Below are 24,849 nucleotides of genomic sequence, written 5' to 3'. Positions count from 1 at the left end.
TCCATGCATCGGTCACCGGGTCCGGGGCACAAACGCCTCATCCACTTTGGCCAGGTCCTGCTCCCCCAAGGTGCCGGCGTAGTAGTGCAACTTGGTCCAGGCCATCAGGTAGTCATAGCGGGCTTGAGCCAGGTCGCGGCGGGTGGTGTAAAGCTGTTGTTCGGCGTTGAGGGCGTCGAGGTTGACCCGCTCGCCGCCGAGGATGCTTTGCCGGGTCGAGACCACCAGCGCTTCGGCGGAAGCAAGGGCTTTCTGGTAGGCCCGCAGTTTGTTCACGCCCGAGACGCAGGCGCTGAACTGACGGCGCAGTTCGATCAGGGTTTCGCGGGTCTTGGCGTCCAGTTCGTACTCGGCCTGCTCCATGCTGCGGCTGGCCTGGCGGGTCGAGGCCGAGACGCCGCCACCGGCGTACAGCGGCACGCTGACTTCCAGGCCAATGGTGTTGGTGTCGTAGCGTTGGTTGTAAGTGTTGCCACTTTCTGACTCGTTCTGGCGCATCGTCGCGTAGGCGCTGACTTTTGGCAGGTGTCCGGCGCGGTTGCGTTCGACCTCGAAGCGCGCCACGTCCACGGCCTGCCGCTGGGACGCCAGGTTGGGGTTGTTGCTCACTGCCAGTTCGTGCCAGGTGTCGAAATTGGCTGGCTGCAGGGGGAAGGTCTGAAAGGTGTCGTTCAGCGGCGCAAGGTCACCGATATCCAGGGCCGGAACGCCAATCAGTGCGCCAAGCTCACGCAACGAGGCGTCTTGCTCGTTGCGGGCCTCGATTTCTTCGGCGGTTGCCAACTCATAACGCGACTCGGCCTCAAGGATATCGGTGCGGGTGCCCTCGCCTTGGCGAAACATGTGCTCGTTCTGGCGAAACTGCTGTTCGAAAGCCTTTTTCTTGGCCAGGGCGATGTCGATCTGGTCCTGGGCGAAAAGCGCCTGGGTGTAATAGCTAAGCACCCGCACCAGCAGTTCCTGGCTCTTGCCGCGAAAGCTTTCGTCAGCGAACAACGCCTGGGCCACACCTTTGCGATAGGCCGCATACGCTTCGTAGTCCAGCAACGGTTGTTGCAGGGTCAGGCTGGAACCGTAGCTGCTGTAGTTACGGTCATCATGCTGGCTGGCGCCGCGCTCGTTGAGATAGGTGACCTTGGACTTGTTGCGACCCTTGTTGTAGCTGTAGCCCAGCTGTGGCAACAGCCCGGCGCGGCCAATGGCGCGGTTTTCCAGGCCCGCGTCGCGCTCCTTGATCGCCCCCAGATACACCGGGTCATTGCGCAAAGCCTGTTCGTAGACGTCGAACGGGCCCATGGCCCAGACGTTATTGCAGACAGCCGCCGTCAACGCGGCGAGCCAGTAAAAGCGCTTCATACCCACAGACATCCTTATTCTTCGGTCAACGCAGAGCCGGCTCGGTCGAGCAGTGGTTTGAACAAGTAGTTGAGGAGCGAGCGCTCGCCGGTGCGCACGAACATTTCCGCCGGCATGCCCGGCTTGATCACCAGTCCGTTGAGCTTTTCCATCGCCACGTCGCTGACGCTGCTGCGCAGCACGTAATACGGCGCGCCGGTTTTCTCATCGAGCATCTGGTCGGCAGACACCAGGCTGACCTCCCCCGACACCCGTGGCGTGCGGTTCTGGTTGAAGGCGGTGAAGAGAATGTCCACCGGCAAATGGGCGCCGACCTTGTCGATCAGGTGCACCGGCAAGTGCCCCTCCACTTCCAGCCGCGTGCCCTGGGGCACGATTTCCAGCAAAGTGTCACCCTGGCGCACCACGGCGCCTTCGGTGTGTACGCCGAGATTGACGGCGATGCCGTCGGCGGTGGCGAGGATCTCGCTGTGTTGCAGCTCGAACCCGGCGGATTTCAGTTGCTGTTGCAGGGTTTCGCTCTTGAGCTGGGCCTCTGCCAACTGGCTGCGCACTTCTTTCTGGTATTCCTCGTTGTGTTGCTGCAGCTTCAGCCGGGACTCGACGATCCCCTGCTCCACCCGCCCGCTTTCGCCGCTGTTCTGCGCCAGTTCCTGCTGCACTTGTGACAATTGGCGTTGATAGTCCAGCAAGCGGTTGCGCGGGATGTAACCATTATCCGCCAAGGGTTGCAGGTTACCCAGTTGCAGGCGCAGGGAGTCGGCCTGGGCCGTGAGGTCACTGCGGGCCCGGCGCATGCCCGCCAGTTGCGCCGTGGCGCCTTCGATGTTGGCACGCAACGCGGACTGTTCCCGGGCAAACGCTTCGCGGCGACTGCTGAACAGTTGCCGCTGGCCTTCGAGCACCAATGCCAGGCGCGGGTCCGAGTCTTGGCTCAGTTGCGTCGGGAAACTCACTTGCCCGAGGTTGTCCCGCTCGCTCTGCCAGCGCGCCAGGCTGGCCCAGGCCATCCGATACTGGGCTTGCAACGATTGCACATCGGCGGCGGCCTGGGTCTGGTCGAGACGAAACAGCGCCTGGCCCTGCTTCACCGACTCGCCTTCGCGCACCAGGATCCTGCTGACCACGCCGCTGCTCATCGACTGTACGGCTTTGCGCTTGCCGGACACCACCACGGTGCCCTGCACCGGGATACCCTGGTCCAACGGCGCCAGGCTGGCCCAAGTGAAAAAGCTGCCCGCACCAAGAATCACCAGTGCCCAGCCCAGGCGGGTGAAGAACCGCGCGCCATGTTCGGGACGTTCGAGGATTTGAGGTTGTTCGAGGTTCATGTCGCGATCCTTGCTCATGCGCCGCTGGGCTTGTTGGTGGCCTGATACTGGCGACTCATGCTCAGCCCGTTAGGGGTTGCGTGGGGCCGGTCCCGTTGTGGCGTCTCCGATTGGCCGGACAGCGCCCGCAGTACTTCCTGGCTCGGCCCGAAGGCCTGCAGCCGGCCTTCGTTGAGCACCAGCAACTTGTCGGCCTGGGCCAGCGCCGAGGATCGATGGGTCACCAGCACGACGCTGGTGCCTTGCGCCTTCATCTGCGCGATGGCGCTGGCCAATGCCGCCTCACCGACCGTATCGAGGTTGGAGTTGGGCTCGTCGAGTACCACCAGGCTCGGCCGGTCGTACATCGCTCGGGCCAAGGCCACCCTTTGCTTCTGCCCGCCCGACAAACCACCGCCGTCCTCTCCCAGCACCGTGTCGTAGCCCTGGGGCATGCGCAGGATCAGTTCATGGACACCGGCCTGATGCGCAGCGTCGACAACCTTTTGCGGGTCGGCTTCGCGAAAGCGGGCGATATTCTCGGCAATGCTGCCGCTGAACAGCTCGATGTCCTGGGGCAGATAGCCGACGTGCGGGCCAAGCAGGTCACGATTCCAGCGGTGGATATCGGCCCCATCGAGCCGCACCGTGCCGCCCAGGGTTGGCCATACACCCACCAGCACACGGGCCAGGGTGGATTTACCGGAGCCCGACGCCCCCAGCACCCCGAGCACTTCCCCGGCCGCCAGGCTAAAGCTGACTTGTTGCAACGTCGCGTTGCGTTGCCCCGGCGGGCCGGCGCTCACCTGTTCGAAACTCACCTGGCCCTTGGGCGCCGGCAATGCCATGGCATCATCCTGTGCCGGGTAAGCCTGCAACAGCGCCTCGAGGCGGCGATAGGCTAGCTTGGCGCCGCTCCACTGCTTCCATACGGCAATCAACTGGTCGATGGGGCTCAGCACCCGGCCCATCAGAATCGAGCCGGCAATCATCATCCCGGCGGTCATCTCGCCCTTGATCACCAACAGCGCGCCCAAACCCAGTACCAGGGATTGCAGGCACAGGCGCAGGGTCTTGCTCAAGGAACTGATCACCGCGCCGGTATCGCTGGCCTGGTTCTGCAGGCCAAGGAACCGCGAGTGCACGGCAAACCAACGGCTGCGCAGCGCGCCAAGCATGCCCATGGCCTGAATGGTTTCGGCATTGTGCAAATGGCTGGTGGCCAACTGGCTGGACTGTTGCGAGTACACGCTGGCCTGCCCCAAGGGCTTTTTGGTCATGAGTTCATTCAGGCAGGCCAGGCCAATCAACAACAACGTGCCGACGGTGGCAAACACACCGAGCCAGACGTTGAACAGATAGATCACCAGCAGGTAGATGGGGAACCAGGGTGCGTCGAAGAATGCGAACAAGGCAGGCCCCGTGACGAACTGGCGGACATGAGTCAGGTCGCCCAGGGATTGTCCGGCGTTGCCCTCGCCCTGGAGCAGATTGCGCTCGAACGCGGCTTTATACACCTGGAGGTTGAAGCGTCTTTCCAACTGGCTGCCGATGCGGATGACAATGAAGCTGCGCAGCATTTCCAGCAGCCCGATAAATACAAAGAACCCCACCACCATCAACGACAACATTGCCAGGGTGGTTTCGTTCTGAGAGGAAAGCCCTCGGTCATATACCTGCAGCATATAAATCGAAGGTGCCAGCATCAGGACGTTAATCAGCGCAGTAAAACAACCGACGCTGATCAGAATGTTTTTATAATCGCCCAGCGCCTTAAAGAGTGGCACTGCTGCCGCGTTCCTTGCCCTATTCATGCATCGTCCTTGCTATAGGCTTCGCCAGATACCCGGCAGACTCAACTACCCATCTTTAATAATTAAATCGGGCCACGCCTGTTAAACAGGCATGGGGTTTATGATTGTACGAGTTCGTTAACGTGGGGCCTGGGCCTTGTTTCGTTCAAGGATAAGTAACAGGCCTGACTTCAAAGTAACTTGGTAGTGCTGTTCCTGGCGCAGGCCCAGATGAACTCTGGTGTTCTGCTTGCCGATCAGGGAAAGACCGTCGGGCTCGGTAAACCAATGCACCGGCTCATCCCCCAACCAGTGGCCCAGGCAATCGGTTTGCCCGCCCAGGGTCTGGTCTGCCCTGAGCTCGATGAGGCAGGTATTGGACGGTTTGTCCTGCAACGCCTGGGTTTGCGCACTTTCCTGCGGCCCCGACAAAACGGCCAGCCACTGACCGGCCAACTGTGAGGGTTCTGCTAACAACAGGCTGCGCGCCATGGCGGTTTCTCCACAAAACATCATCAACGTAGCGAATAACCAGGCGGTTGCCTGGGGGCTACAGGGTGTAAATTCTTTGCGCATTGCTTTCATCCTGGCCGGGGAGTCCCGCAGGGGCAGTTACCCCCGCGGGAGCAGATCATCAGGCCACGATATCCGAAACCGCTGCCTGGCCAACGGTGCTGACCAGGAAGTCAGCCACGCCGTGGCCGGAGAAGTCCACCGATAGCAGGCTGTTGCCACCCGAGGTCGACAGCACCGCATCGCCTGCCGCACCGGTGAACGCGTTCACGAAGTGCAGGCCGGCGCCCTTGGTGATGCCGGTCAGGTCGATCTTGTCCAGGCCGCTGACGAAGTCGAGGATTTGATCGACAGTACCGGGTCGCGAATCGGTACTGGCGGCGAACACGAAAGTGTCCGAGCCCGAACCGCCCCACAGTTTGTCCGCACCACCGGCGCCCCAGAGGATATCGTTGCCGGCCCCACCCTTGAGTTCGTTGGCCACCGAGTTGCCGATCAGCAGGTCGCTGCCCGAGCCGCCCGTGGCGTTCTCGATGACCGCGCCCTTGGCAATGGAAACGTTACCGACCATACCGCCAACGTCGGAGAACGAGGCGTCATTGAGGTTGATTTTCTGGTTTTGGGTGAAACCGGAAAAATCCAGGGTGTCGCGACCGCCGGCGTCCCACACCGAAAACACCACTTTGTCCGAGGACGAGGATGCACTGAGGAAGTCGCGACCGGTGTTGGAGTTGAAGCCATAGGTCGTGTCGCCAGTGCGGGTGCTGGTGTTGGCGCCGTAGAGTTTCTGGATAGCTGCGATGTCATCCATCAGCGGACCCGACGCATAGGCCTCGACGCCGCCCTTGCTGAAGTTCTGATCGGTATTGCTTTCACTCCAGTAACTCATGACGCTGTAGCCACGGGTGTCCTGGCCATAAGTGGCGTCATCGTAGGTCGGGCTGCCTTCACCGGCGTTGTAGTCGCCGGGGTGTGCCAGGCCCAGGGTGTGGCCGATTTCGTGGGTCAGGGTCTGGCGACCGTAGTTATTCAGGTCCGGGTTCTTGTTCTGGGTGTAACTGCTGTTGATCAGGTACCAGGACGTCCCGTCGTAGCCGGCACCGGTCCCCGGCAGATAAGCAAACGCCGCAGCGCCATCCTGGCCGCCGCTGTAGTTGCCGAAGGTCATGTGGCCGTCGCCACCACTGGCCTTCTCGGTGAAGGTGACGTTGGCCACGTCTGCCCAGGATTGCATGGCGAGGGCTGCCTGGCCCTTCTGCTGGGCACTGAACTGGCTGAAACCGCTGATCCCGTGCTTGTTCATGGTGCTCGAAGAGGCGGAGGTCAGGAAGGTATAGGTCAGCTCGATCTTGCCGCTGCCGTCCCGGTCCTGATACGCCGCGCCGTCGCGTAGCAACTGGGTAGCCGCCTCGTCGACAGAGTACGACGGTTTACCGTTGACGGTCAGATTACCGCCCCGGTCGTATTGATGGCTGAAACTATTGATCTGGTTGAATGCGCTACTGGCAGCCGCTAAGGATTGCGGCGCCAGGAACAATTGCTCGGAAGACTCAATAGCGTTGGTTTTGACTTTCGACATAAACACACTTCCTTGTTTGCAATGGAACAGTTTTTGTCAGACAGACAATCTCTGGCGAGATCGTCCTATCACTCGCCCAATGAGGACGTAAGAAAGCTGACACAATTCGAAATCAAACGTCCAGCCATTTTTTTATTCAATTAGTCGAATTCACCTGCAACTCCCGCAAACAACGGGATTGCGCCTGCGCTAGTGCCGGCGTGCGGGGAAGAACTTTAAGATTGTCGGACAAAAGTCTATTTAAATATTAAATATCGATAAATGCCGAATTACCGACGGCGTCGCAGTTCTATCAACTAAGTGCCAGTGAAGTGCTATTAATTAATACCTACTAAACCGCCGCGATTTTGCGTCCGCATACTTCCCGCAGACAGCCTCTGAACCAACGATGCGCCGGATCGGCATCCATCCGCGGATGCCAAAGCATGGAGATGGTGAATCCGGGCACCGCAAACGGCAGCGCAAAACTGTGCATGCCCTCGCGCAGACTGGCGGTGTAGCGTTCCGGAACGCTGGCGATCAGGTCGCTGGAGCGGGCAAGCCCCAGGGCCGTGGAAAAACCCGGGACAGTGGTCACGATGTCCCGCGCTAGATTCAAGGGCCCCAAGGCCTCGTCGACGGGGCCATGATCCAGGCCGCGCAGGGAAATGCCAATGTGCCCGCCCGCCAGGTACTCGGCGGTGCTCACCGCTCCCTGGCTCAGCGGGTGCCCCGAGCGCACTACACCGATCACGCGGTCGCCAAACAAGGCCTGGGTGCGCAACTCCGGGCTGGTGCCCGTGTCTACCACTGCGGTTTCCAGGTCCACGGTGCCCTCGCGCAGGGCCGTGCTATCCCTGTCTGCCTTGTCCACAAAACGCAAGCGTACAGCGGGTGCCTGTGCGTTGATGTGGGCCATCAGGTCCACCGCGAAATTCTCCACGAACCCTTCGCGGGTGCGCAGCGTAAAGGTCCGGCTCAATCGCCGCAGATCCGGGGCCAGCGCTGGGCGCAGCACCGCTTGGGCATCCTGGACCAATTGGCTGACCTGCTCGCGCAACGCCAGGGCCCGGGGCGTCGGAACCAGGCCGCGCCCAGCCCTTACCAACAGCGGATCGCCAGTGGTTTCGCGCAACCGTGCCAACGCCCGGCTCATGGCCGATGGGCTCAGTCGCAATCGTCGAGCGGCCTTGGCCACACTGCCTTCAGATAGCAGTACATCAAGGGTGACAAGCAGATTGAGGTCGGGAGTAGACATTTGCCGGGCCCTGGCATGGAGAGATGGCGTTGTATGCAGCTATAACATGCAAATGGTGCGTCTTCCGCCATGTTATGCCCAGGCGTAACGTTCTGATAGCTCCGTTTCGCCAGCCGCAGAGAAGAACACATGAACAAGCCAATCAATGCACCACACCGCCTGTCGCCAGCAACCGGGGCACAACGGGTCGTTTCAGCGCGCTGGGCGTTAGCCAGCCTGGCGCTTTCGACGCTACTGGCGTCTCTGGGCGCCAGTGTCGCCACCGTCGGCCTGCCCGCCCTCACCCAAGCCTTCGACGCCTCTTTTCAGCAAGTCCAATGGGTCGTGCTGGCTTACTTGCTGGCGATCACTACGTTGATTGTCAGCGTCGGGCGCCTGGGAGATGTGGTCGGACGTCGAGCGCTGCTGCTGGCCGGGATTCTCCTGTTCACGCTCGCATCGGCCTGGTGTGGCCTGGCGCCGTCCCTGGGGTGGCTGATTGCCGGCCGAGCACTGCAAGGGTTGGGGGCGGCCGTCATGATGACGCTGACCATGGCCCTGGTTGGCGAGACCGTCGACAAGGATAAGACCGGCAGCGCCATGGGGCTGCTGGCCACGTTGTCGGCGGTTGGCACGGCGCTGGGGCCCTCTGTCGGTGGTGCGTTGATCGCCCGGTTCGGCTGGCAGGCCTTGTTCCTGGTCAACCTTCCCCTCGGGCTGCTGACGTTTTGCTTGGCATGGCGTTCATTGCCCGCCCGGCCCGCGGCGAAAGCGGGGAAGATCCGCTTCGATGTGACGGGTACCCTGTTGCTGGCCGCGACACTGGCTGCTTATGCCCTGGCCATGACCTCAGGACGTGGGGACTTCGGTTGGTCGAATATTGTGCTGCTGCTGGCTGCGATCCTTGGGGCCGGGCTGTTCATCCTGGCCCAGGGTCGGGTGGCTTCGCCATTGATTCCCTTGCCCCTGTTTCGCGATCGCCTGCTGGTCTCGGGGCTGGCCACCAGTGCGCTGGTCGCGGCGGTCATGATGGCGACTTTGCTGGTCGGGCCTTTTTACCTGTCCATCGCCCTCGGGCTACCCGCGGCACTGGTCGGGCTGGTGCTGGCCGCCGGGCCGTCCGTTGCCGCGCTCGCTGGAATGCCTGCCGGGCGCCTGGCAGACCGCTTCGGCGTGCGCCCCATGCGCCTCGTCGGTCTGGCGACCATGGTCTTCGGCTGTCTGATGCTGTCGCTGATGTCGCCGATCCTTGGCGTAGGCGGCTATGTCGCCGCTATCGTGGTGACAACCCTCGGCTATGCGTTGTTCCAGACTGCCAACAACGCGGCGGTCATGACGGATGTACCCGCCCAACGGCGTGGTGTGATTGCCGGGATGCTCAACTTGTCACGAAACCTGGGTTTCTTTACCGGTGCCTCGGTGCTCGGCGCGATATTTGCGACGGCTTTGCCGACGAATGGCATCATTTCCGCCACCCCTGAAGCGGTTGCAAACGGCTTGCGAATTACCTTCGCCAGCGCCTTGGCGCTGATGATTTTCGCAGCGGGCATCGCCTTGAAATACCGTGAGCCAGAGCCTTCGATTGACCCCCAGGACACCGCCTGCAAAGGATGATGGCACTTTGAGCAATAGTGTTTAAGTCGTGATGCAGATCAAAAAAAGTGAACCAATCGCAAAACGGACTGAAAAAAGCCACATGCCTTTCATTTTCAGGTGCTACTTTTAGTTCTCACTGGTAGAGCCATGACGGCTCTTCCTTCCTGACATGAGCAAAAGGAAGCGCTCGATTGAAGAAGGCGGGCAACACATGAATAAAGGATCTTTCAGCAAGGTTACGTTCCCCAATGCCTGCCAGTTAATGCGCTGGCACTTCCATCCCATGGGATTTGAAGCCAGCATGGACGCGCCCGGCAGTATGGTCGCCAGGTTGTTTGACCGTGCCAGCGGCGAAACCATGATCGCCATTGCGGGTATCCCCTGCGCGACCGTGATGAACGCTCCGGATGTGGAACGAATAATCGAAGCGGTGGAGGCCGAGCTGGAAGCCTTCGTACCACCGGTGGGCTTACGACGATTTGCCTCCTGACAAAAAGAAGCCCACATCGATGTGGGCTTTTTTGTCGGCGTTGGTTTTAGCCGTTGCGAGTGCGGCGATGGTCAGCGAAGAACGGCTTGCCCGTCCCGATCCGATCCGAGGCCTTGGGCGCATTGGCCGCTTGCCCATCTGGGCCGTCAACGTACCAATAGCAATGTTGCACCGCGCGAGTAATACCCACGTAGGCCAGGCGCAGGATTTCGTCTTTTTGTGCCGTGTCGTACGGCTCGGCATCCCCGTTCTGGCCGAGCCCAGCCATTCGGTAGACCTGATTCTTGTAGGGCGAGCTGGTCAAATGTTGGCAGTCGCCCAGCAAGAACACCGCATCGGCCTGCAAGCCCTTGGCGCTGTGATAGGTCATCTGCCTGAGGCGCCGGGCTTCGTATGGCAAGCTAGAATCTACATTAACTGTTGAGCTTATATGTTGTTGTATCAGTAGCTTATCGCTGCTTTTTCGATACAGCATCAAGATCGAGTCGCCCTTGCGGTAGTGTTCCTCCAGCCGCTGCGCCAAGCCCTCGTCGTCCCGATCCAGCACGTTGACCGGGTTCAGCGAACGGGGTTTGCCACTGGCCTTGGCCTTTTTACCCGGAATCGCTGTTGCCGCACGCACGACGTGCTCGGCAGCGTCAATGATGTGCTGGTGGCTGCGGTAGTTGTCAGTGAGCATCACCCGGGTGCTTGTCGGCGACGGGAATTGCTTGTCGAACCCCATGAAATAGCTTGGGGAACTGCCGCGCCAGCCATAGATCGATTGCCAATCGTCCCCCACACACAATAAGGAGGAGCGCTGGGCGCCACGTCCGACATGCATGGCAGGGCCACGGCTGCGTATCTCGCGAAGACTTGCACGAAGCCAGGAGACGATCTGCGGCGAAACGTCCTGGAATTCATCGATCATCAAGTGTGACAAGGGGCGCAGCAGTGAATCGCTGAGCAATTTGAAGTTTTCCGGCGAGTGCTCGCTAAATAGCGCGAACATCCGGTTGTAAGTCATGACAGGAGGCGACTGATCGAGCAAATGATCTTCGAACGCTCGCCAATAGCGGCTCAAGGCCTCGAAGAAATAGCGATCCGGGTCATCCTGGGCAAAGCACATCCGGCCCACCGCCTGCGGAACATCCAAGCCAAGGTTCTCGATAAAACCGGCGGCGGCGACAAAACAATCCAGCAATGGCGCTGAACCGAGTTCACCCTTGACCTTGTAATCGAACCCGGGACCGGCACTGGCGTCACCAGCCAGGGACGCGAGCAGGCGCTTGGCCGACTCATAACTTTCTAGCCATATCAGTGGCTTACGACAGAAAGCTTGAAACAGTGTGCGCTTTACCGCCCATTCCGCGCGCAGACTCAACTTGGCGCCCGGACGACTTAGCCGGGCGTCTTCCCGCGGGTCGAACCCCAGGACGACCCAGGCATCCAGGGATGGAATGTAGCCGTGGCAATGGAAGGTCGAACCGTTGATCTCAAACCTTTGGCGCTTTGGCTCGATGCCTTTGATCGGCCAGGCCCCGGCACGAAACCACAGGTCTTCGATGGCGTCGCACAACTCCTCATCGCGCTGGGCGGCCAACTCGGTCACGGCTACCCGCTTTTGCACATCCGGGTGATCGCGCTCCAACTCCTTGAGCTGCAATGCATGTCGGGACAACGGCTTGATCAGCTCACGGAAACGCTCATCTCGCTGGTAGAGGCGGTGATAGCAGGCGTTAAGCTGCTGGCGCTGGGCATCGTTGATGCGCAGATCGAAGGGGTTGTCCTGGGCGTCGTCATCGCCCGGTCCGGCACGATGGCTCAGGGTCTCGAAGGCCTGGAGGCGCTCAAAGCCAGGCAGGCTACGCACCATGGGCAAGATGCGCGAGTGGAAGGTGCGCACCAGGTCCCGGGCTTCCTTGAGGCTGATCGTTCGCCCCCACAGGGCAAACATATCAATCAGCTTCTGGATGAAGTCCTTGCGCGACTCTCGGGTAAAGGTCACTACCGTCATCGAGTCCAGTTCGTAACCCAGGTAATGAGCCAGCAGGACGATGCGCAGCACCAGGGTCGTGGATTTACCCGCTCCCGCTCCGGCCACTACCGAGGTCGCCGGCGTATCGCTGAAAATCATCTTCCATTGTGCCGCGCTGGGCTGCGCTTGTGCCGGCAGCAACCGGGCGACGTCTGCCTTGATACGTTTCTTCAGTTCGGCGGACAACGGCAGGCGCCAGTCGTCGAACAGCAGGTCATCGACCTTCGGCGCCGGGTGTTCGGTACTGCGCGAATCACGGATCAACAGGACCTGGCGACCCTCTTCCAGCCCTTCGGTCCTGCCTTCTTGATAACCGTAGTCAAAACCGGCCGTGTGGCCGCTGCGAAAGCCATCGGCCTGGCCGTGTAGCCAGGATGCCCTGTGCTGGGCTCGCAAGCGCGTCAGGCCATGGCCAAAAAATCGGGCGGCCAGGCGCTTGAACAGCGGCATCTGGGCCAACGGCAACAGGTCAGGGGGAAGATCGGGAGTGTGTTGCGACACGCTGGGAGGCTCCGGTGTTCTAAACCATGACGGCTATGGTGTCTGGATTTGCCGTCAGGTTCCACCCAAAAGCTTTAAAGTCATGGATTTAGGCGATGAAGTGAAAGTGCTATAGCACAAGGGCATCATCGGGTGCCTGGCTGACCGCTGTCGCGAGCAAGCTTGCTCGCAACGAAGGTTTTAACCGACACAATCCAATATAAATCAGCAAGTTAAATGCATTTCTTCGAGTTGATACTGCGACAGACCCGTGACAAGGAAGCGAGCTTCCTCGTCACGGGCGAGCATCACTTACCAGTGATCGCTGCATCCACCAGCGTCTGTGCCTCTACCACCAACTGCTTGAGGTGGGCGTCGCCAATGAAGCTTTCGGCGTAGATCTTGTAGATGTCTTCAGTACCCGACGGACGCGCCGCGAACCAGCCGTTTTCGGTCATCACCTTCAACCCGCCAATAGCCTGGTCATTACCTGGCGCGTGACTGAGGATGCTCTGGATCGTCTCCCCGGCCAGTTCGGTGGACGCCACCTGGTCCGGCGACAGCTTGCTCAGCAACGCTTTCTGCTGCGGGCTGGCCTTGGCATCCACGCGCACCGAGAACGGTTCACCCAACTCATCGGTCAGGGCGCGGTAGGCCTGGCTTGGGTCGCGCCCGGTGCGAGCAGTCATTTCAGCTGCCAGCAGCGCCGGGATCAGGCCGTCCTTGTCGGTGCTCCATACGCCACCGTCCTTGCGCAGGAACGAAGCGCCGGCGCTTTCTTCCCCACCAAAGCCCAGGGAACCGTCAAACAAGCCGTCGGCAAACCACTTGAAGCCTACCGGCACTTCGTAGAGGCGGCGGCCCAGACGCTTGGCCACACGATCGATCAGGCCGCTGCTGACCACGGTCTTGCCCACGGCAGCATCGGCGCGCCATTGCGGGCGGTTCTGGAACAGGTAATCGATGGACACCGCCAGGTAGTTGTTCGGCGCCAACAGGCCGCCGGAAGGCGTCACGATGCCATGGCGGTCATGGTCCGGGTCGCAGGCGAAGGCTACGTCGAAGCGCTCCTTCAGGCCAATCAGCCCTTGCATGGCGTGGCTGGAGGATGGGTCCATGCGGATCTGTCCGTCCCAATCGACAGTCATGAAGCGGAAGGTCGAGTCCACCTCGGTGTTGACCACTTCCAGGTCCAACCGGTAATGCTCGGCAATGGCCGGCCAGTAGCGCACCCCGGCACCGCCCAGCGGATCGACGCCCAGGTGCAGCCCAGCAGCGCGAATGGCATCGAAATCGATGACATTGATCAGGTCCGCCACATAGGTGTTGAGGTAATCGTGACGGTGGGTGGTATCGGCCTTCAGCGCTTGCTCATAGCTGATGCGCTTGACGCCAGCCAGTTGGTTGGCCAGCAGTTCATTGGCCTTGGCTTCGATCCACTTGGTGATGTGGGTATCGGCCGGACCGCCGTTGGTGGGGTTGTATTTGTAACCGCCGCTTTGCGGTGGATTGTGGGACGGTGTGATGACGATACCGTCCGCCAGGCCCGTGGTACGGCCTCGGTTGTAGCAAAGAATGGCGTGGGAAACCGCCGGCGTCGGGGTGTACTCGTCGCCCTCGGCGATCATCACGGTCACACCGTTGGCGGCGAACACTTCCAGGGCGCTGGTGCCCGCCGGGGTCGACAGCGCATGGGTGTCGATGCCGATAAACAGCGGCCCGTTGATACCTTGGGCTTCACGGTACAGGCAGATCGCCTGGCTGATTGCCAGCACGTGCCATTCGTTGAACCCCAGATCGAAGGAACTGCCACGATGACCGGAGGTGCCGAACGCTACACGCTGGGTCGCAACCGAGGCATCGGGTCGGCCGGTGTAATAGGCCGTTACCAGTCGCGGGATATCGATCAACAATTGCGCCGGTGCCGGCTTGCCCGCAAATGGACTGACTGTCATGCAAAACCTCTGGGTGGAGTGGCTCAGGAAATGGGATGCAGTTTACTGACAGTTCGACCATGGCGCGATGGGTTCGATCCATCTACTCCATCAGGATGGCTCGAGCCTCAAGGCATCGGCCAGCGCGCAGAGCGCAGCGTCCAGGTCAGCCGAACCATTCAAGGCGTGGCTCAAGCGCATATGCTGCGAATACAACCCATGGATGCTGAACAGTTCCCCCGGCGCGATGACGATTCGCTGAGCCAGCAGGCGCTGGAAGACCCGCCGCAGATCGACCGGACGCGCCGAGCACATCCAGATCGTCGCGCCACCTTCAGGCGTGACCCAGTGCAGGCTGTCTCCCAGCCGCTCGCGGAGCAAGTGTGTCGCCGACACGGCGCTTTCACGCAGCAAGCGCCGCAAAATCAGCAAGTGCTGATCGATCCGACCGTTGCTGAACAAGCGGGCGATGGCTTTCTGGCGGATCGGCGACAGTCGAAAGGCGCGCAACAAGAAATGTCGCTGCAATTGCAGGGTCAACTGACGCGATAACACATAGCCATAAGGCGCCTCTGGCCCAATGGTTTTCTCGAACGTGGAATAGACGATCAACCGGTCAGGATCGAGCAGATCCCGAAAAGGCGTGACACCTGTTTCGAATGCCAGCTCGGTGTAGCTGTCGTTCTCCAATACCCAGGTGCCGTGCAGCCCCAGCAGACGGGCCACCGCACGGCGGTTGTGGTCAAGCGTGAGCGTCCCCCTCGGCATGCTCAAGACCGAAGACAACACCACCAGGCGCACCGTTTCGCTGGCCAGCAGTTGCGCCAACTGATCGGTATCGAACTCCCCACCCGTCCGTAACGGCAGTTCGATAACCCGGATTTCGGCGGCCTGCAGCAAGCGCAGGACGGTCCAGTCACAGGGCGACTCAATCAATACCGTAGCGCCCTTGAGTGCCAGTACCGCAATGAGGATTTCCAGGACACCGCGCAGATCAGCGCCGATATAGACGTCATCGGCACTCCAGCAGCGGGCCGCGGAAGAGGTGTAGCGGGCGGCCAGTGCTGCACGCAGCTCCAACTCGCCCCAAGGTTGCGAAAGTGCCTGGCAGGAGCGCGGATACTGACGCAGCAGTTCGCGCTCAAGCAGCAACAATGGGCTATCGAGTGGCTGCATCGACGCCGGCTCATCCGCGCTGAGCACCAACATGCCCGGTCGCCGCGCATTGACATACAAGGTCTCGAGCAAATCGTCACCACCGTCCAGAGTGGCGGTACAAGGCACCGGCAGCGCGTAATAGCCGGACTTGGCGATCGAATAGACCCGCCCTTCCTTCTCCAGCAACGAATAGGCGTACTGGATGGTGGAAATCGACACGTCCAGGCGCTCGGCCAATTGTCGCAGCGACGGCAGGCGTACCCGCGAATCGGCACCCAATTCGTTGATCAGGGTCGTCAGGTATCGATAAACCGCCTGGTAGGCGAAGTCTGTTTCCCGGCAGCCTTTCACAGGATCAGCCCCAATGAACCGGCAGTAACCGACCTTGCCGGAACACCCGGAACAAAAGCCGGACAGGGGGTGGATGAATCCGTCAAACCTCGCTCCTCAGTGCCTGGCCGAGCGTTCGCACAGCCCATCGGTGCCCTGCCCGACTTCTGCTGTATCAACGGCCTGTGAGTCGGTCGCCGAGGCGACGTCCTGCTCCGGTGGCGCAATTCTGGCCCGGTACAGCTTGCCGAGCAGATCGATGGGCAAGCCGCTGACGTCGATCATCCACTGCGTCACCTGGTCGGCAATGGTCGCGCCCTGCATGGCCTTGTGCAGGTCTGGCAGCGCCACCAGCATGCCGGGGTGGCAGCAACGCAGGAAATGCTCCAGCCCTGCCCCTTGCTCCACGAAGGGGGCGAAGAGCATGCACACCAGTTGCGTTTCGTTGAGGCCCAGGTTTTTTTGCGCTTCGATGGCGGCCCGAGCACGGCGCTCGGGGATGCTCGAAGGCGTGCCAAACAGCTCCCGAGTGTGCAGGCAGGCATGTTCTGGCAGTTGCTTGCGATGCATGATCATGATCGCCCGCTGCACATAATCACCGTAGCCCGTTTCGTAGCTGCGCCCTTGCAGGTAACAGGCCTGCAGGCCATGCAAATGTGCCGACAGGAGTGGACTGACGTACTCGTTTTCGGGCGCCGAGGTGACAAGGCTATCGGTCTGTACCCGCAGGAACTCGTTGAACAGCGGCCAGTTGGTTTCTTCCGAGCGAGCGACTATCAGGTCGTCGATACCGATATGACCCACCCGCCGGCAAGCTTCGAAATGACCTTCGGGCTTCCACGCATCGAGGCGATCCTGGCCATAGAATTGCTGGTAGAGATCGCCGCCCAGGGTATCGAGTTGCGCAAAGAGGCTGTCGAAGCCGCCGCTGTTGTCGGTGGCCAGGCCGATCTTGCGGGTCGCCCGGCGAAGGCCCGACATGAATTGTTTTTGTTGGCGCGGCGTATCGCTGCTGACCAGTGAATCCACCCCCGACTCCCAGCGCGCCATGTGCTGATAGAACTCCGCCATCGTCAGGTAGCCGTCGTCGCCCACCTCCAGGGGGCTGTCGGCCGAGCGCAGATGCCCCAGCATCAGCATGTCGGTGCGGCTGGCTTCATGCCCGGCTGTCGACAGTGGCTGATTGTGCTTGAACGGCATCACTTCGCGGTTATCCGCCATCAGCAGCTCGACCCGGGGATCGTCGTAGACAAATAGTGCGCTGTAGCAGCGGTGGATGTTTTCCAGGGTCGACTGGGAAGTCTCACTCAAGCGCGGCGTGGCGACGCGCAAGTCAAAGGTCACCGGATGCCTGCCCGCGATGCTCAGTTGCGCGGCTCGCAAGGCCGTCAACACGTAGAAACTGTCCCGACTGCCGTTCTGGACCGTCAGCACACGATAATCGCCAATCCGCTCAATGCCTCCGGCGGCGACAATTAAACGCTGGATCAAAAGCTGCAACGCGGTACGTTCTGCACGGGAATAAAAACCCAACAGTCGTTGCAATATCTGCTGATATACGTGAGTCATTGCTTGCTCATGAATTGCACTCATAGCCATTTACCTGGAAATTCGAATATCGGCGTCGCACTCGCACCAACGTGAGCGTGCGACGTGTAGATCAAGTGAAGTGTTCTAGTACTGCAGAGAGTATTAGCAATACGCTCAAGCTTTGCTTGTCGTAATTATTTGATACACACGTTAGGGGCCGGCCCGCTCCATTTCAGAATCGCCCTGGAAGCCGCTAAACCATTGGTCCCTGACAGATTAACGGCATGTCCTAGGAGATTTCCGACAACGTCCCACAGACAATGAGTACGAGAAATAAAGAACAAGCCGAACTTTAGTTTGCTTCCTGCCGCGCCCTGCTTTCCCCAAAGTCGACAGATAGCCTTATACCAAGTAACGCTAGAAATGCCTTGAACAGGCAGTGAAGGCTCGAAACCTTCGAAAAAGTTATACCGCGCCACGATTTCTTCCTTGAGATGGAAATCAGCGTTCAATTATCAGGACTTAAACAATGATTAGAAGATACAGATCAGGGACAAAAACCAGTTCAGATGTCGGCGGGCAAACAGATTGGGTTCTGTTTTGCAGCGACCAGGGACTGCCCACTTCCGCGCTCGTCAGGCAGGCACGGGCGCATCATCGTCAGGCGGGTGGCGTCATGGCAAAGAAAGGAGGCCGGTTCAGGCCGAGGGTAGCGCAAGAGCCGGAAGATGGCTCTTGCGCAAGACAGGATCAAGCGGGATCGACTACCTGGAGGGCAACGCGTTCACGGCAAGGGCATTCGCCCATGTAGCGGTGAGCCTCGACAAACTCGGCGAATGGAAACACTCGAGTCTTGAGGGGCAGCAGCACGCGGTCGGCGGTCAGTTGATTGATATCACGCAGCGCCCGCTGCAAAGCCACCTGGTCCTGGACGATGCCCAGTTCCGGCTTGCCGGTGAAGTTGCCAATGCAGTGCACAAAGAACTGAATGTTCTTCTGGAACGCCGCACAGGCCGGAAACGGTGTCTGGTTGCCGCCTTGCAGGCCATACAAGACCAGGCTGCCTCGCGGCGCCAACACATCACCAAGCAGCGACATTTGCGGCCCGCCAAGGCCGTCGAACACCACGTCGACACCACGGTTGTCGGTGAGCTTGTTGATTTGCATCAGCAAGTCCTGCTCTTCGGTGACGATGACTTTCTCAGCGCCCAGCGACAGCAGATACTCACGTTCGTCAGCCGTCTTGGTGGCGGCGATCACCCGCACACCCAGGGCCTTGCCCAGTTGCACGAAGGATGGGCCGGCGCAATGGCTGGCATCGGTCACCAGGGCAAATTGCCCGGGCTTGACCCGTGCCAGGTCCATGTAGGCAAAGTAAGCGATCAGTAGTGGTGTGTAGTGCACCGCGGCTTGGATCGGGCTGAGTACATCGGGATAACGGGTCAGCGCGGTGCGCGGCAGCACGATGACCTCGCCGTACACCGGGTAATCGTTCGGGCTCTCGGCAGGAAAGCTGGCGACCTTGTCGCCCACGGCCAGATCATCGACACCGTCGCCGACCGCCGTGACCACGCCGGCCATTTCATGGCCCAGGCCCGAAGGCAGGCGAGCCTGGGACGACGCCAGGTTCTGGCGCCACAGGGTGTCGTACCAACTGATGCCGATCGCTTCGACACGGACCTGCACTTCTCCTGGGGCAGGAAGAGCCGCCGCATGCTCTTCGCATTTGAGCACCTCGGCACCGCCAAACTTGTGAAAACGGATCGTGCGGGACATCGCAAACCTCGTCAAAGTAACCTCTAATGCCATGAACTCTATCCGGGCTTTGTACCCAAGACCATCAGTGGCTATTAATAGTCGACATGCCTGTCATTGATTCCGCAGCAAGAAATCGGATCCGTTCTGTAGGAAAAAGCAATTAGCCGGTGCAGAGTACCAGCCTTTCCCCGTAAGATTCATGCCGGCCATTGTTCCCATATGGCCGCTCACGTCAAGCTTGCCGAATCTGCCAGGACCCCAGATGAATCGTAATGACCTGCGGCGTGTCGATCTGAACCTGTTGATCGTGTTCGAAACATTGATGCATGAACGCAGTGTGACTCGCGCGGCCGAGAAATTGTTCCTAGGCCAACCGGCCATCAGCGCCGCGCTGTCGCGCCTGCGCAGCCTGTTCGATGACCCGTTGTTCGTGCGCACCGGCCGCAGCATGGAGCCTTCGGCCCGGGCGGTCGAGATCTTCGCCCTGCTCTCCCCGGCCCTGGACTCGATTTCCACGGCGGTCAGCCGTGCGGCGGAATTCGACCCAGCCACCAGCACCTCGGTGTTCCGCATCGGCCTGTCGGACGATGCCGAGTTCGCCTTGCTGCCGATGCTGCTCAAGCGCCTGCGGGCCGAAGCCCCGGGCATTGTCCTGGTGGTGCGCCGGGTCAACTACATCCTGATGCCGGGCTTGCTGGCGTCCGGTGAAATCTCCATCGGTGTCAGCTACACCGAGGATCTGCCAGCCAACGCCAAGCGCAAAGTCTTGCGGCGCAGCATGCCCAAAGTGCTGCGGGCCGACACGGCCCCAGGACGGCTGACCCTGGACGAATTCTGCGCCCGCCCCCACGCCCTGGTGTCCTTCGCTGGTGACTTGAGCGGTTTTATCGACGAAGAACTGGAGAAGCTCGACCGCAAGCGCCATGTGGTCTTGGCCGTACCGCAGTTCAATGGCCTGAGCACGCTGCTGGCGGGCACTGACATCATCGCCATCGTGCCCGACTACACCGCCGACGCCCTGACCGCCGCCGGTGGCGTACGCGCCGAAGACCCACCGCTCCCGGTGCGCAGCTTCGAGCTGCACATGGCTTGGCGCGGGTCCCAGGATAACGATCCGGGCGAGCGCTGGTTGCGTTCGCGGATTCAGATGTTTTTTGGGGATCCTGAGAGTCTCTGAATCAAACCGGAGCAGCGCAACGCGTCATGTGGAAGGCTGCGTGTCACTACCCGCCCGCTCCCAGAAATCTTCGGCAGACTGACTGAGGATTGCTTTTGGGCGGGTCAGATGAATTTCCAGAGGTATATCCCAGCTTTCGTCGAGCGCTCTGACTAAGCGCCCATCTAGGATTTCTTGCTCGGTAAGGCTCTTAGGCAACCACGCCACTCCTTTGCTTTCCAGAGCCATGGACATGAGTACCGCTGCAAGGTGGCTGCTGAAGAGTGGCTTGAGGTGAAGGTAGTCTTCCTTGCCACGCAGTCTGTGGGCGACGATTCGCCCCAGTCCAGACTCATGGGTGTAGGCGAGGTATGGCAACGCTGCAGGCGAGGTGCCGAAGTTAGTGGAAGCACTCGCAAGCGGTACGAGGACGTCCTCCCCCACCTTCTTGCTGATGAATTGATCAGGCGCCAGTAAAGGCGGAACGTCGGGATGCCGGTGGCAGAGCAGAAACTGAACCTGACCATGTATCAGCATCTGCTCACAGACCGCCATGCTGTCAGAGTGTAGCTTCACGGCCTCAATGGGAGCACCGTTTTCTGAGCTTCGAAGCCACTTGGGAAAAAATGTAAACGACAGGGAATGAGTTGCCGCGAATTGCAGCGATTTGGCGGCTATTCCTGCTACCTCTTGAGCCTCACTACGCATCCTGTACAAGTGCCGGGCAGCTTCCTGAGCACTGGGCAAAATTTGCCTTCCTGCCTCGGTAAGGATTGCTCCTTGTGGTGTGCGCACAAATAACTCGACGCCCATCCAATTCTCCAGAGAACGTACTCTTCGACTGAAGGCTGGCTGAGTAACATGGCGTGCCTCAGCGGCACGGACAAAACTGCCGTACTCCGCAAGCGCTGAAAGATCTTCGAGCCAAACGAGTTCCAAGGGGCCATGCCTCCTGTGCATAGGGTGCGGCATTAATAGCATTGGGCGGGTGACATCGCAAAGCATAACGTGGGGCCACAAACAACAAGAGGAACCCGTCATGCGTATCGTAGACATCCGTGAAAAAACTGTTTCTATTGCCTCCCCAATTGCCAACGCCTATATCGACTTTTCCAAAATGACCTGCTCAGTCGTCGCTGTCATCACGGATGTGATTCGCGATGGCAAACCTGTCATCGGCTACGGTTTCAACTCCAATGGTCGCTATGGCCAAGGCGCCCTGATGCGTGATCGTTTCCTGGCGCGTATCACCGAAGCGGATCCAGACACGCTCGTCGACCATGAAAACAACAACCTGGATCCGTTCGCCATCTGGAAAGCCCTGATGACCAACGAAAAGCCAGGCGGCCACGGCGAGCGCTCGGTCGCGGTTGGCACCATCGACATGGCTGTATGGGATGCCGTCGCCAAGATTGAAGGCAAACCTCTCTATCGCCTGCTGGCTGATCGTTACCGTAACGGCGTGGCCGATGACAAGGTCTGGGTCTATGCAGCAGGTGGCTACTACTACCCTGGCAAAGACCAGACCAAGCTCAAAGCAGAAATGCAGAGCTATCTGGATCGTGGCTACGACGTCGTCAAGATGAAGATTGGTGCAGTACCGCTGGACGAAGATATCCGTCGCATCGAAGCGGTACTCGAAGTGGTGGGGGACGGTCGTCGACTGGCGGTCGATGCCAACGGTCGTTTCGATCTTCAGACCGGTATTGCTTACGCGGAAGCCATCAAGAAGTACAACCTCTTCTGGTATGAGGAGATCGGCGACCCGCTCGATTACGCACTCCAGGCTGAGCTTGCCAATCACTATGAACTGCCCATGGCGACCGGTGAAAACCTGTTCTCCCACCAAGACGCCCGTAACCTACTGCGTCACGGCGGCATGCGCCCGGATCGCGACTTCCTGCAGTTCGACTGTGCGCTGTCCTACGGGCTCGTGGAGTACATGCGCACCCTGAAAGTGATGGAAGAAATGGGTTGGTCGTCCCGTCGCGTAGTTCCACACGGCGGTCACCAGATGTCCCTGAACATCGCAGCCGGTCTGCACCTGGGCGGCAATGAATCTTACCCCGACGTGTTCCAGCCTTTCGGCGGCTTCGCTGACGGAATCAAGGTGGAAAATGGTTATGTCGGTCTGCCAGATATTCCAGGTGTTGGCTTCGAAGCCAAGTCCGCCTTGTACGCAGTAATGCGTGAGTTGGGCGAAGGCTGATCAACCTCGATCTGCGGCCCCTTTGAAAGAGGCCGCAGACTCAGGCGTCACCCACTGACGCCAAGCCACATGCCCATCACAAAAATAAAATGAGGTGCTTCCGTGGAAATCTCCAAATCCCGCTGGTATAGCCAGCTGTATGTGCAAGTGCTGATCGGCATCGTGATCGGTGCAGCTATCGGTTACTTCGTACCCGATATCGGAGCCAAGCTCCAACCCTTTGCCGATGGTTTCATCAAACTGATCAAAATGCTGTTGGCACCCATTATTTTCGGTACGGTCGTTGTAGGTATCGCGAAGATGGGCAGTATCAAAGAAGTCGGGCGGATTGGCGTAAAAGCGCTGATCTACTTTGAGATTCTATCTACCATCGCCCTGGTTGTCGGCCTTATCGTGGTCAACATCGTCAAGCCTGGCGTCGGTATGAACATTAACGTCAGCGCGCTTGATGGAAGTGCTATCAGCAAGTACAGCCAGGCTGCCAGTGAACAGGGCGGCACCATTGATTTCTTCCTCAATATCATCCCCCACACGTTCCTCGGCGCATTCTCCAATGGCGTCATGCTGCAGGTCATTCTGCTTTCGGTTTTGATGGGTGTTGCCCTGGTTCAGATGGGCGAAACCAGCAAGCCGCTGATCAACACCATTGATCTGTTCCTGCAAGGCCTGTTCAAGATCGTTGCAATGGTCATGCGCTTGGCGCCGATTGGTGCGGGTGCCGGTATGGCGTTCACTATCGGCAAGTACGGGATTGGCACCTTGCTGTCACTCGGTCAGTTGCTGATCGCGCTCTACATCACAACCTTGATTTTCATCGTGGTGGTGCTGGGTACGGTGGCCAGATGGTCGGGCATGCCGCTCATGCAATTCCTTCGTTACTTCAAAGATGAAATTCTCATCACGCTTGGCACCTGTTCAACCGAAGCCGTGCTGCCACGAATGATGGTGAAGCTTGAAAAGCTTGGCTGCAAAAAGTCAGTAGTGGGCATGGTGTTGCCAACGGGGTACACCTTCAATGCGGACGGCACCTGCATCTATCTCACCATGGCCGCCATCTTCATCGCCCAGGCGACCAATACGCCACTGACGTTTGTGGATCAGATGATTCTGCTGGGCGTATTCCTGCTAACGTCCAAAGGCTCGGCTGGCGTGGCAGGTGCGGGGTTTGTGACGTTGGCTGCAACGCTCACAACTATCCACTCCATTCCTCTGGTAGGGCTCGTTTTGCTCTTGGGCATTGACCGGTTCCTGAACGAAGCGCGGGCCGTGACCAACCTGATTGGTAACGGCATCGGCACCATTGCCATTGCCAAGTGGGACAACTCGTTCGATGTCGAGGCCTGTGAGCGTGAAATTGCCGCCATGAAACATGAAAAGGCAGCAAGGAAGGCATTGCTGGCGCAGAAATAATCCGCAAAGCGATCCGGTCATTCCACGTCAGAAACGGTTATGACCGGTAGTGCTTTCCAGGTCTCGTTCAACTCGGAACGAGCCCAACGAATTACTTGAAAGAATTTGATGGAGCCAAAAATGATTGAGCGATCTCATCATTAATTGCGCAAGGCGTTTGGTGATTTACTTCATGGAGCAGTTTGTAAATTTGCTGCTTCCGTATTCGATCCCATCTCGGTTCGTATGGCATCCAACCTTGGTTTTGAGGTTGCAATCCAAGGTAGTTCCGTCGCCTCGCTTCAAGTGCTCGGAGCTCCGGACATTTCTCTGCTCACGCTTGATGAATATGTCGAGCAGGTTTCCGGAGTCGGGCGGGCCAGCCAAATCCCAATCATTGGGGACGCTGATCATGGGTTTGGTAACGCGCTTAATGTAATGCGAACGGCCTCCGAGCTGCAGAAGGCCGGTGTTGCCGCCCTAACGCTGGAAGATACCCACCTACCGGCCAAATACGACGAGCAGTCACACGTACTTATCGAAATGGAAGAAGCCGCAAGCAAGATTTACGCTGCGAGGTTTGCCCGTTCAGATGATGCCCTCAGCATCATCGCGCGTACGAATGTGGCCGTTACCACTTTGGAAGATTCCATTGCACGCACCACGGCCTATCAAAAAGCTGGGGCCGATGCGATTTGCCTTGTCGGAGTACAGGATTTCCAACACTTGGAAGCACTCACCTCACATCTTTCCGTGCCGATCATGCTGATCAATTATGGAAATCCTGCTCTGAGCGATGTTGAGAAACTGAGTGCAGTCAATGTGCGGATCGTGGTCAATGGGCATGCCCCCTATCTGTCCGCAATCAAAGCAACCTACGAGGCGCTGCGCGAACAAAGCGGCACGGAGGGGAGCGAGCTTTCCCTCCCTGAGCTGCTTTCTAAATACACGCTCTCGGACAATTACCGAGAGCGGGCAAAGACCTATTTGAAGTCAGAGCACGATTCGAATTGAGTTTGAAGCAGGTGAAATATA

The 24,849-nt window shown here is 59.3% G+C and carries 18 protein-coding genes; 6 read left to right on the top strand and 12 right to left on the bottom strand.

The window, feature by feature from the left end; translation table 11 throughout:
• Window positions 1–12: 12 nt before the first annotated feature.
• From J9870_RS14300 to J9870_RS14275, 6 genes are all read right to left on the bottom strand, one after another.
• Window positions 13–1,356, bottom strand: coding sequence for a TolC family outer membrane protein (locus J9870_RS14300; protein ID WP_210645053.1), 1,344 nt, complete (start codon window positions 1,354–1,356; stop codon window positions 13–15).
• A 14-nt stretch (window positions 1,357–1,370) separates the two neighbouring features.
• Window positions 1,371–2,705 (bottom strand): HlyD family type I secretion periplasmic adaptor subunit, encoded by a 1,335-nt coding sequence (locus J9870_RS14295; protein WP_210645052.1) that lies wholly within the window; start codon window positions 2,703–2,705, stop codon window positions 1,371–1,373.
• Window positions 2,702–4,480, bottom strand: coding sequence for a type I secretion system permease/ATPase (locus J9870_RS14290; RefSeq protein ID WP_210645050.1), 1,779 nt, complete (start codon window positions 4,478–4,480; stop codon window positions 2,702–2,704). Before J9870_RS14290 ends, J9870_RS14295 begins: the two co-directional genes overlap by 4 nt.
• A 117-nt stretch (window positions 4,481–4,597) precedes the next feature.
• Window positions 4,598–5,035: an AprI/Inh family metalloprotease inhibitor gene (locus tag J9870_RS14285; RefSeq protein ID WP_210645048.1), complete on the bottom strand. Its 438-nt coding sequence runs from the start codon at window positions 5,033–5,035 to the stop codon at window positions 4,598–4,600.
• A 58-nt stretch (window positions 5,036–5,093) separates the two neighbouring features.
• The gene (locus tag J9870_RS14280; RefSeq protein ID WP_210645046.1) at window positions 5,094–6,551 is read right to left on the bottom strand and encodes a serralysin family metalloprotease; all 1,458 of its coding nucleotides are present in this window, start codon (window positions 6,549–6,551) and stop codon (window positions 5,094–5,096) included.
• 331 nt (window positions 6,552–6,882) lie between these two features.
• A complete protein-coding gene (locus J9870_RS14275) occupies window positions 6,883–7,788 on the bottom strand; it encodes a LysR family transcriptional regulator (protein WP_210645044.1) in 906 nt (301 codons plus the stop codon).
• Window positions 7,789–7,917: 129 nt separating this feature from the next.
• Here J9870_RS14275 and J9870_RS14270 point away from each other — a divergent pair, with 129 nt between their 5' ends.
• On the top strand, window positions 7,918–9,381 hold the full coding sequence (locus J9870_RS14270) for an MFS transporter (protein ID WP_210645042.1): 1,464 nt from the start codon (window positions 7,918–7,920) through the stop codon (window positions 9,379–9,381).
• Window positions 9,382–9,574: 193 nt separating this feature from the next.
• A complete protein-coding gene (locus J9870_RS14265; protein ID WP_003201764.1) occupies window positions 9,575–9,853 on the top strand; it encodes a DUF1652 domain-containing protein in 279 nt (92 codons plus the stop codon).
• 46 nt (window positions 9,854–9,899) lie between these two features.
• Here J9870_RS14265 and J9870_RS14260 read toward each other — a convergent pair whose 3' ends face one another.
• The 5 genes from J9870_RS14260 to J9870_RS14240 all read right to left on the bottom strand — a co-directional run bounded on the left by J9870_RS14260 (window position 9,900) and on the right by J9870_RS14240 (window position 19,078).
• A complete protein-coding gene (locus J9870_RS14260; RefSeq protein WP_210645040.1) occupies window positions 9,900–12,371 on the bottom strand; it encodes a UvrD-helicase domain-containing protein in 2,472 nt (823 codons plus the stop codon).
• 287 nt (window positions 12,372–12,658) lie between these two features.
• Complete coding sequence (pgm, locus tag J9870_RS14255) at window positions 12,659–14,305, bottom strand: phosphoglucomutase (alpha-D-glucose-1,6-bisphosphate-dependent) (RefSeq protein ID WP_210645038.1); 1,647 nt, start codon at window positions 14,303–14,305, stop codon at window positions 12,659–12,661.
• A gap of 90 nt (window positions 14,306–14,395) precedes the next feature.
• The gene (locus J9870_RS14250) at window positions 14,396–15,793 is read right to left on the bottom strand and encodes a PLP-dependent aminotransferase family protein (protein ID WP_210645036.1); all 1,398 of its coding nucleotides are present in this window, start codon (window positions 15,791–15,793) and stop codon (window positions 14,396–14,398) included.
• A gap of 96 nt (window positions 15,794–15,889) precedes the next feature.
• The gene (locus J9870_RS14245; RefSeq protein WP_210645034.1) at window positions 15,890–17,365 is read right to left on the bottom strand and encodes a hypothetical protein; all 1,476 of its coding nucleotides are present in this window, start codon (window positions 17,363–17,365) and stop codon (window positions 15,890–15,892) included.
• Window positions 17,366–18,052: 687 nt separating this feature from the next.
• Window positions 18,053–19,078 (bottom strand): zinc-dependent alcohol dehydrogenase family protein, encoded by a 1,026-nt coding sequence (locus J9870_RS14240; RefSeq protein WP_210645032.1) that lies wholly within the window; start codon window positions 19,076–19,078, stop codon window positions 18,053–18,055.
• A 244-nt stretch (window positions 19,079–19,322) separates the two neighbouring features.
• Between J9870_RS14240 and J9870_RS14235 the strand changes: the two genes are divergently transcribed.
• Window positions 19,323–20,237 (top strand): LysR family transcriptional regulator, encoded by a 915-nt coding sequence (locus J9870_RS14235; protein WP_246883128.1) that lies wholly within the window; start codon window positions 19,323–19,325, stop codon window positions 20,235–20,237.
• 24 nt (window positions 20,238–20,261) lie between these two features.
• On the opposite strand, the gene J9870_RS14230 is transcribed toward J9870_RS14235, so the two are convergent.
• Complete coding sequence (locus tag J9870_RS14230; protein WP_210645030.1) at window positions 20,262–21,155, bottom strand: LysR family transcriptional regulator; 894 nt, start codon at window positions 21,153–21,155, stop codon at window positions 20,262–20,264.
• A gap of 100 nt (window positions 21,156–21,255) precedes the next feature.
• On the opposite strand from J9870_RS14230, the gene J9870_RS14225 reads away from it, so the two are divergent.
• From J9870_RS14225 to J9870_RS14215, 3 genes are all read left to right on the top strand, one after another.
• Window positions 21,256–22,425, top strand: coding sequence for a mandelate racemase/muconate lactonizing enzyme family protein (locus tag J9870_RS14225; RefSeq protein WP_053123197.1), 1,170 nt, complete (start codon window positions 21,256–21,258; stop codon window positions 22,423–22,425).
• Between the two features lie 102 nt (window positions 22,426–22,527).
• Window positions 22,528–23,835 (top strand): C4-dicarboxylate transporter DctA, encoded by a 1,308-nt coding sequence (gene dctA, locus J9870_RS14220; RefSeq protein WP_210645028.1) that lies wholly within the window; start codon window positions 22,528–22,530, stop codon window positions 23,833–23,835.
• 144 nt (window positions 23,836–23,979) lie between these two features.
• Window positions 23,980–24,828, top strand: coding sequence for an isocitrate lyase/phosphoenolpyruvate mutase family protein (locus J9870_RS14215; protein WP_246883127.1), 849 nt, complete (start codon window positions 23,980–23,982; stop codon window positions 24,826–24,828).
• Window positions 24,829–24,849: the final 21 nt, after the last annotated feature.

Origin of the sequence: Pseudomonas sp. Tri1 (assembly GCF_017968885.1) — a bacterium.
Classification (GTDB): domain Bacteria; phylum Pseudomonadota; class Gammaproteobacteria; order Pseudomonadales; family Pseudomonadaceae; genus Aquipseudomonas.
This window is presented reverse-complemented; position numbering and strand designations above follow the sequence as displayed.

What these genes read in the sequence shown, in the direction of transcription:
- J9870_RS14295 (WP_210645052.1), bottom strand. Translation starts at nt 2,705, where the DNA reads ATGAGCAAGGATCGCGACATGAACCTCGAACAACCTCAAATCCTCGAA.
- J9870_RS14280 (WP_210645046.1), bottom strand. Translation starts at nt 6,551, where the DNA reads ATGTCGAAAGTCAAAACCAACGCTATTGAGTCTTCCGAGCAATTGTTC.
- J9870_RS14270 (WP_210645042.1), top strand. Translation starts at nt 7,918, where the DNA reads ATGAACAAGCCAATCAATGCACCACACCGCCTGTCGCCAGCAACCGGG.
- pgm (WP_210645038.1), bottom strand. Translation starts at nt 14,305, where the DNA reads ATGACAGTCAGTCCATTTGCGGGCAAGCCGGCACCGGCGCAATTGTTG.
- J9870_RS14240 (WP_210645032.1), bottom strand. Translation starts at nt 19,078, where the DNA reads ATGTCCCGCACGATCCGTTTTCACAAGTTTGGCGGTGCCGAGGTGCTC.
- J9870_RS14275 (WP_210645044.1), bottom strand. Translation starts at nt 7,788, where the DNA reads ATGTCTACTCCCGACCTCAATCTGCTTGTCACCCTTGATGTACTGCTA.
- J9870_RS14225 (WP_053123197.1), top strand. Translation starts at nt 21,256, where the DNA reads ATGCGTATCGTAGACATCCGTGAAAAAACTGTTTCTATTGCCTCCCCA.
- J9870_RS14265 (WP_003201764.1), top strand. Translation starts at nt 9,575, where the DNA reads ATGAATAAAGGATCTTTCAGCAAGGTTACGTTCCCCAATGCCTGCCAG.
- J9870_RS14290 (WP_210645050.1), bottom strand. Translation starts at nt 4,480, where the DNA reads ATGAATAGGGCAAGGAACGCGGCAGCAGTGCCACTCTTTAAGGCGCTG.
- J9870_RS14235 (WP_246883128.1), top strand. Translation starts at nt 19,323, where the DNA reads ATGAATCGTAATGACCTGCGGCGTGTCGATCTGAACCTGTTGATCGTG.
- J9870_RS14245 (WP_210645034.1), bottom strand. Translation starts at nt 17,365, where the DNA reads ATGAGTGCAATTCATGAGCAAGCAATGACTCACGTATATCAGCAGATA.
- J9870_RS14300 (WP_210645053.1), bottom strand. Translation starts at nt 1,356, where the DNA reads ATGAAGCGCTTTTACTGGCTCGCCGCGTTGACGGCGGCTGTCTGCAAT.
- J9870_RS14285 (WP_210645048.1), bottom strand. Translation starts at nt 5,035, where the DNA reads ATGCGCAAAGAATTTACACCCTGTAGCCCCCAGGCAACCGCCTGGTTA.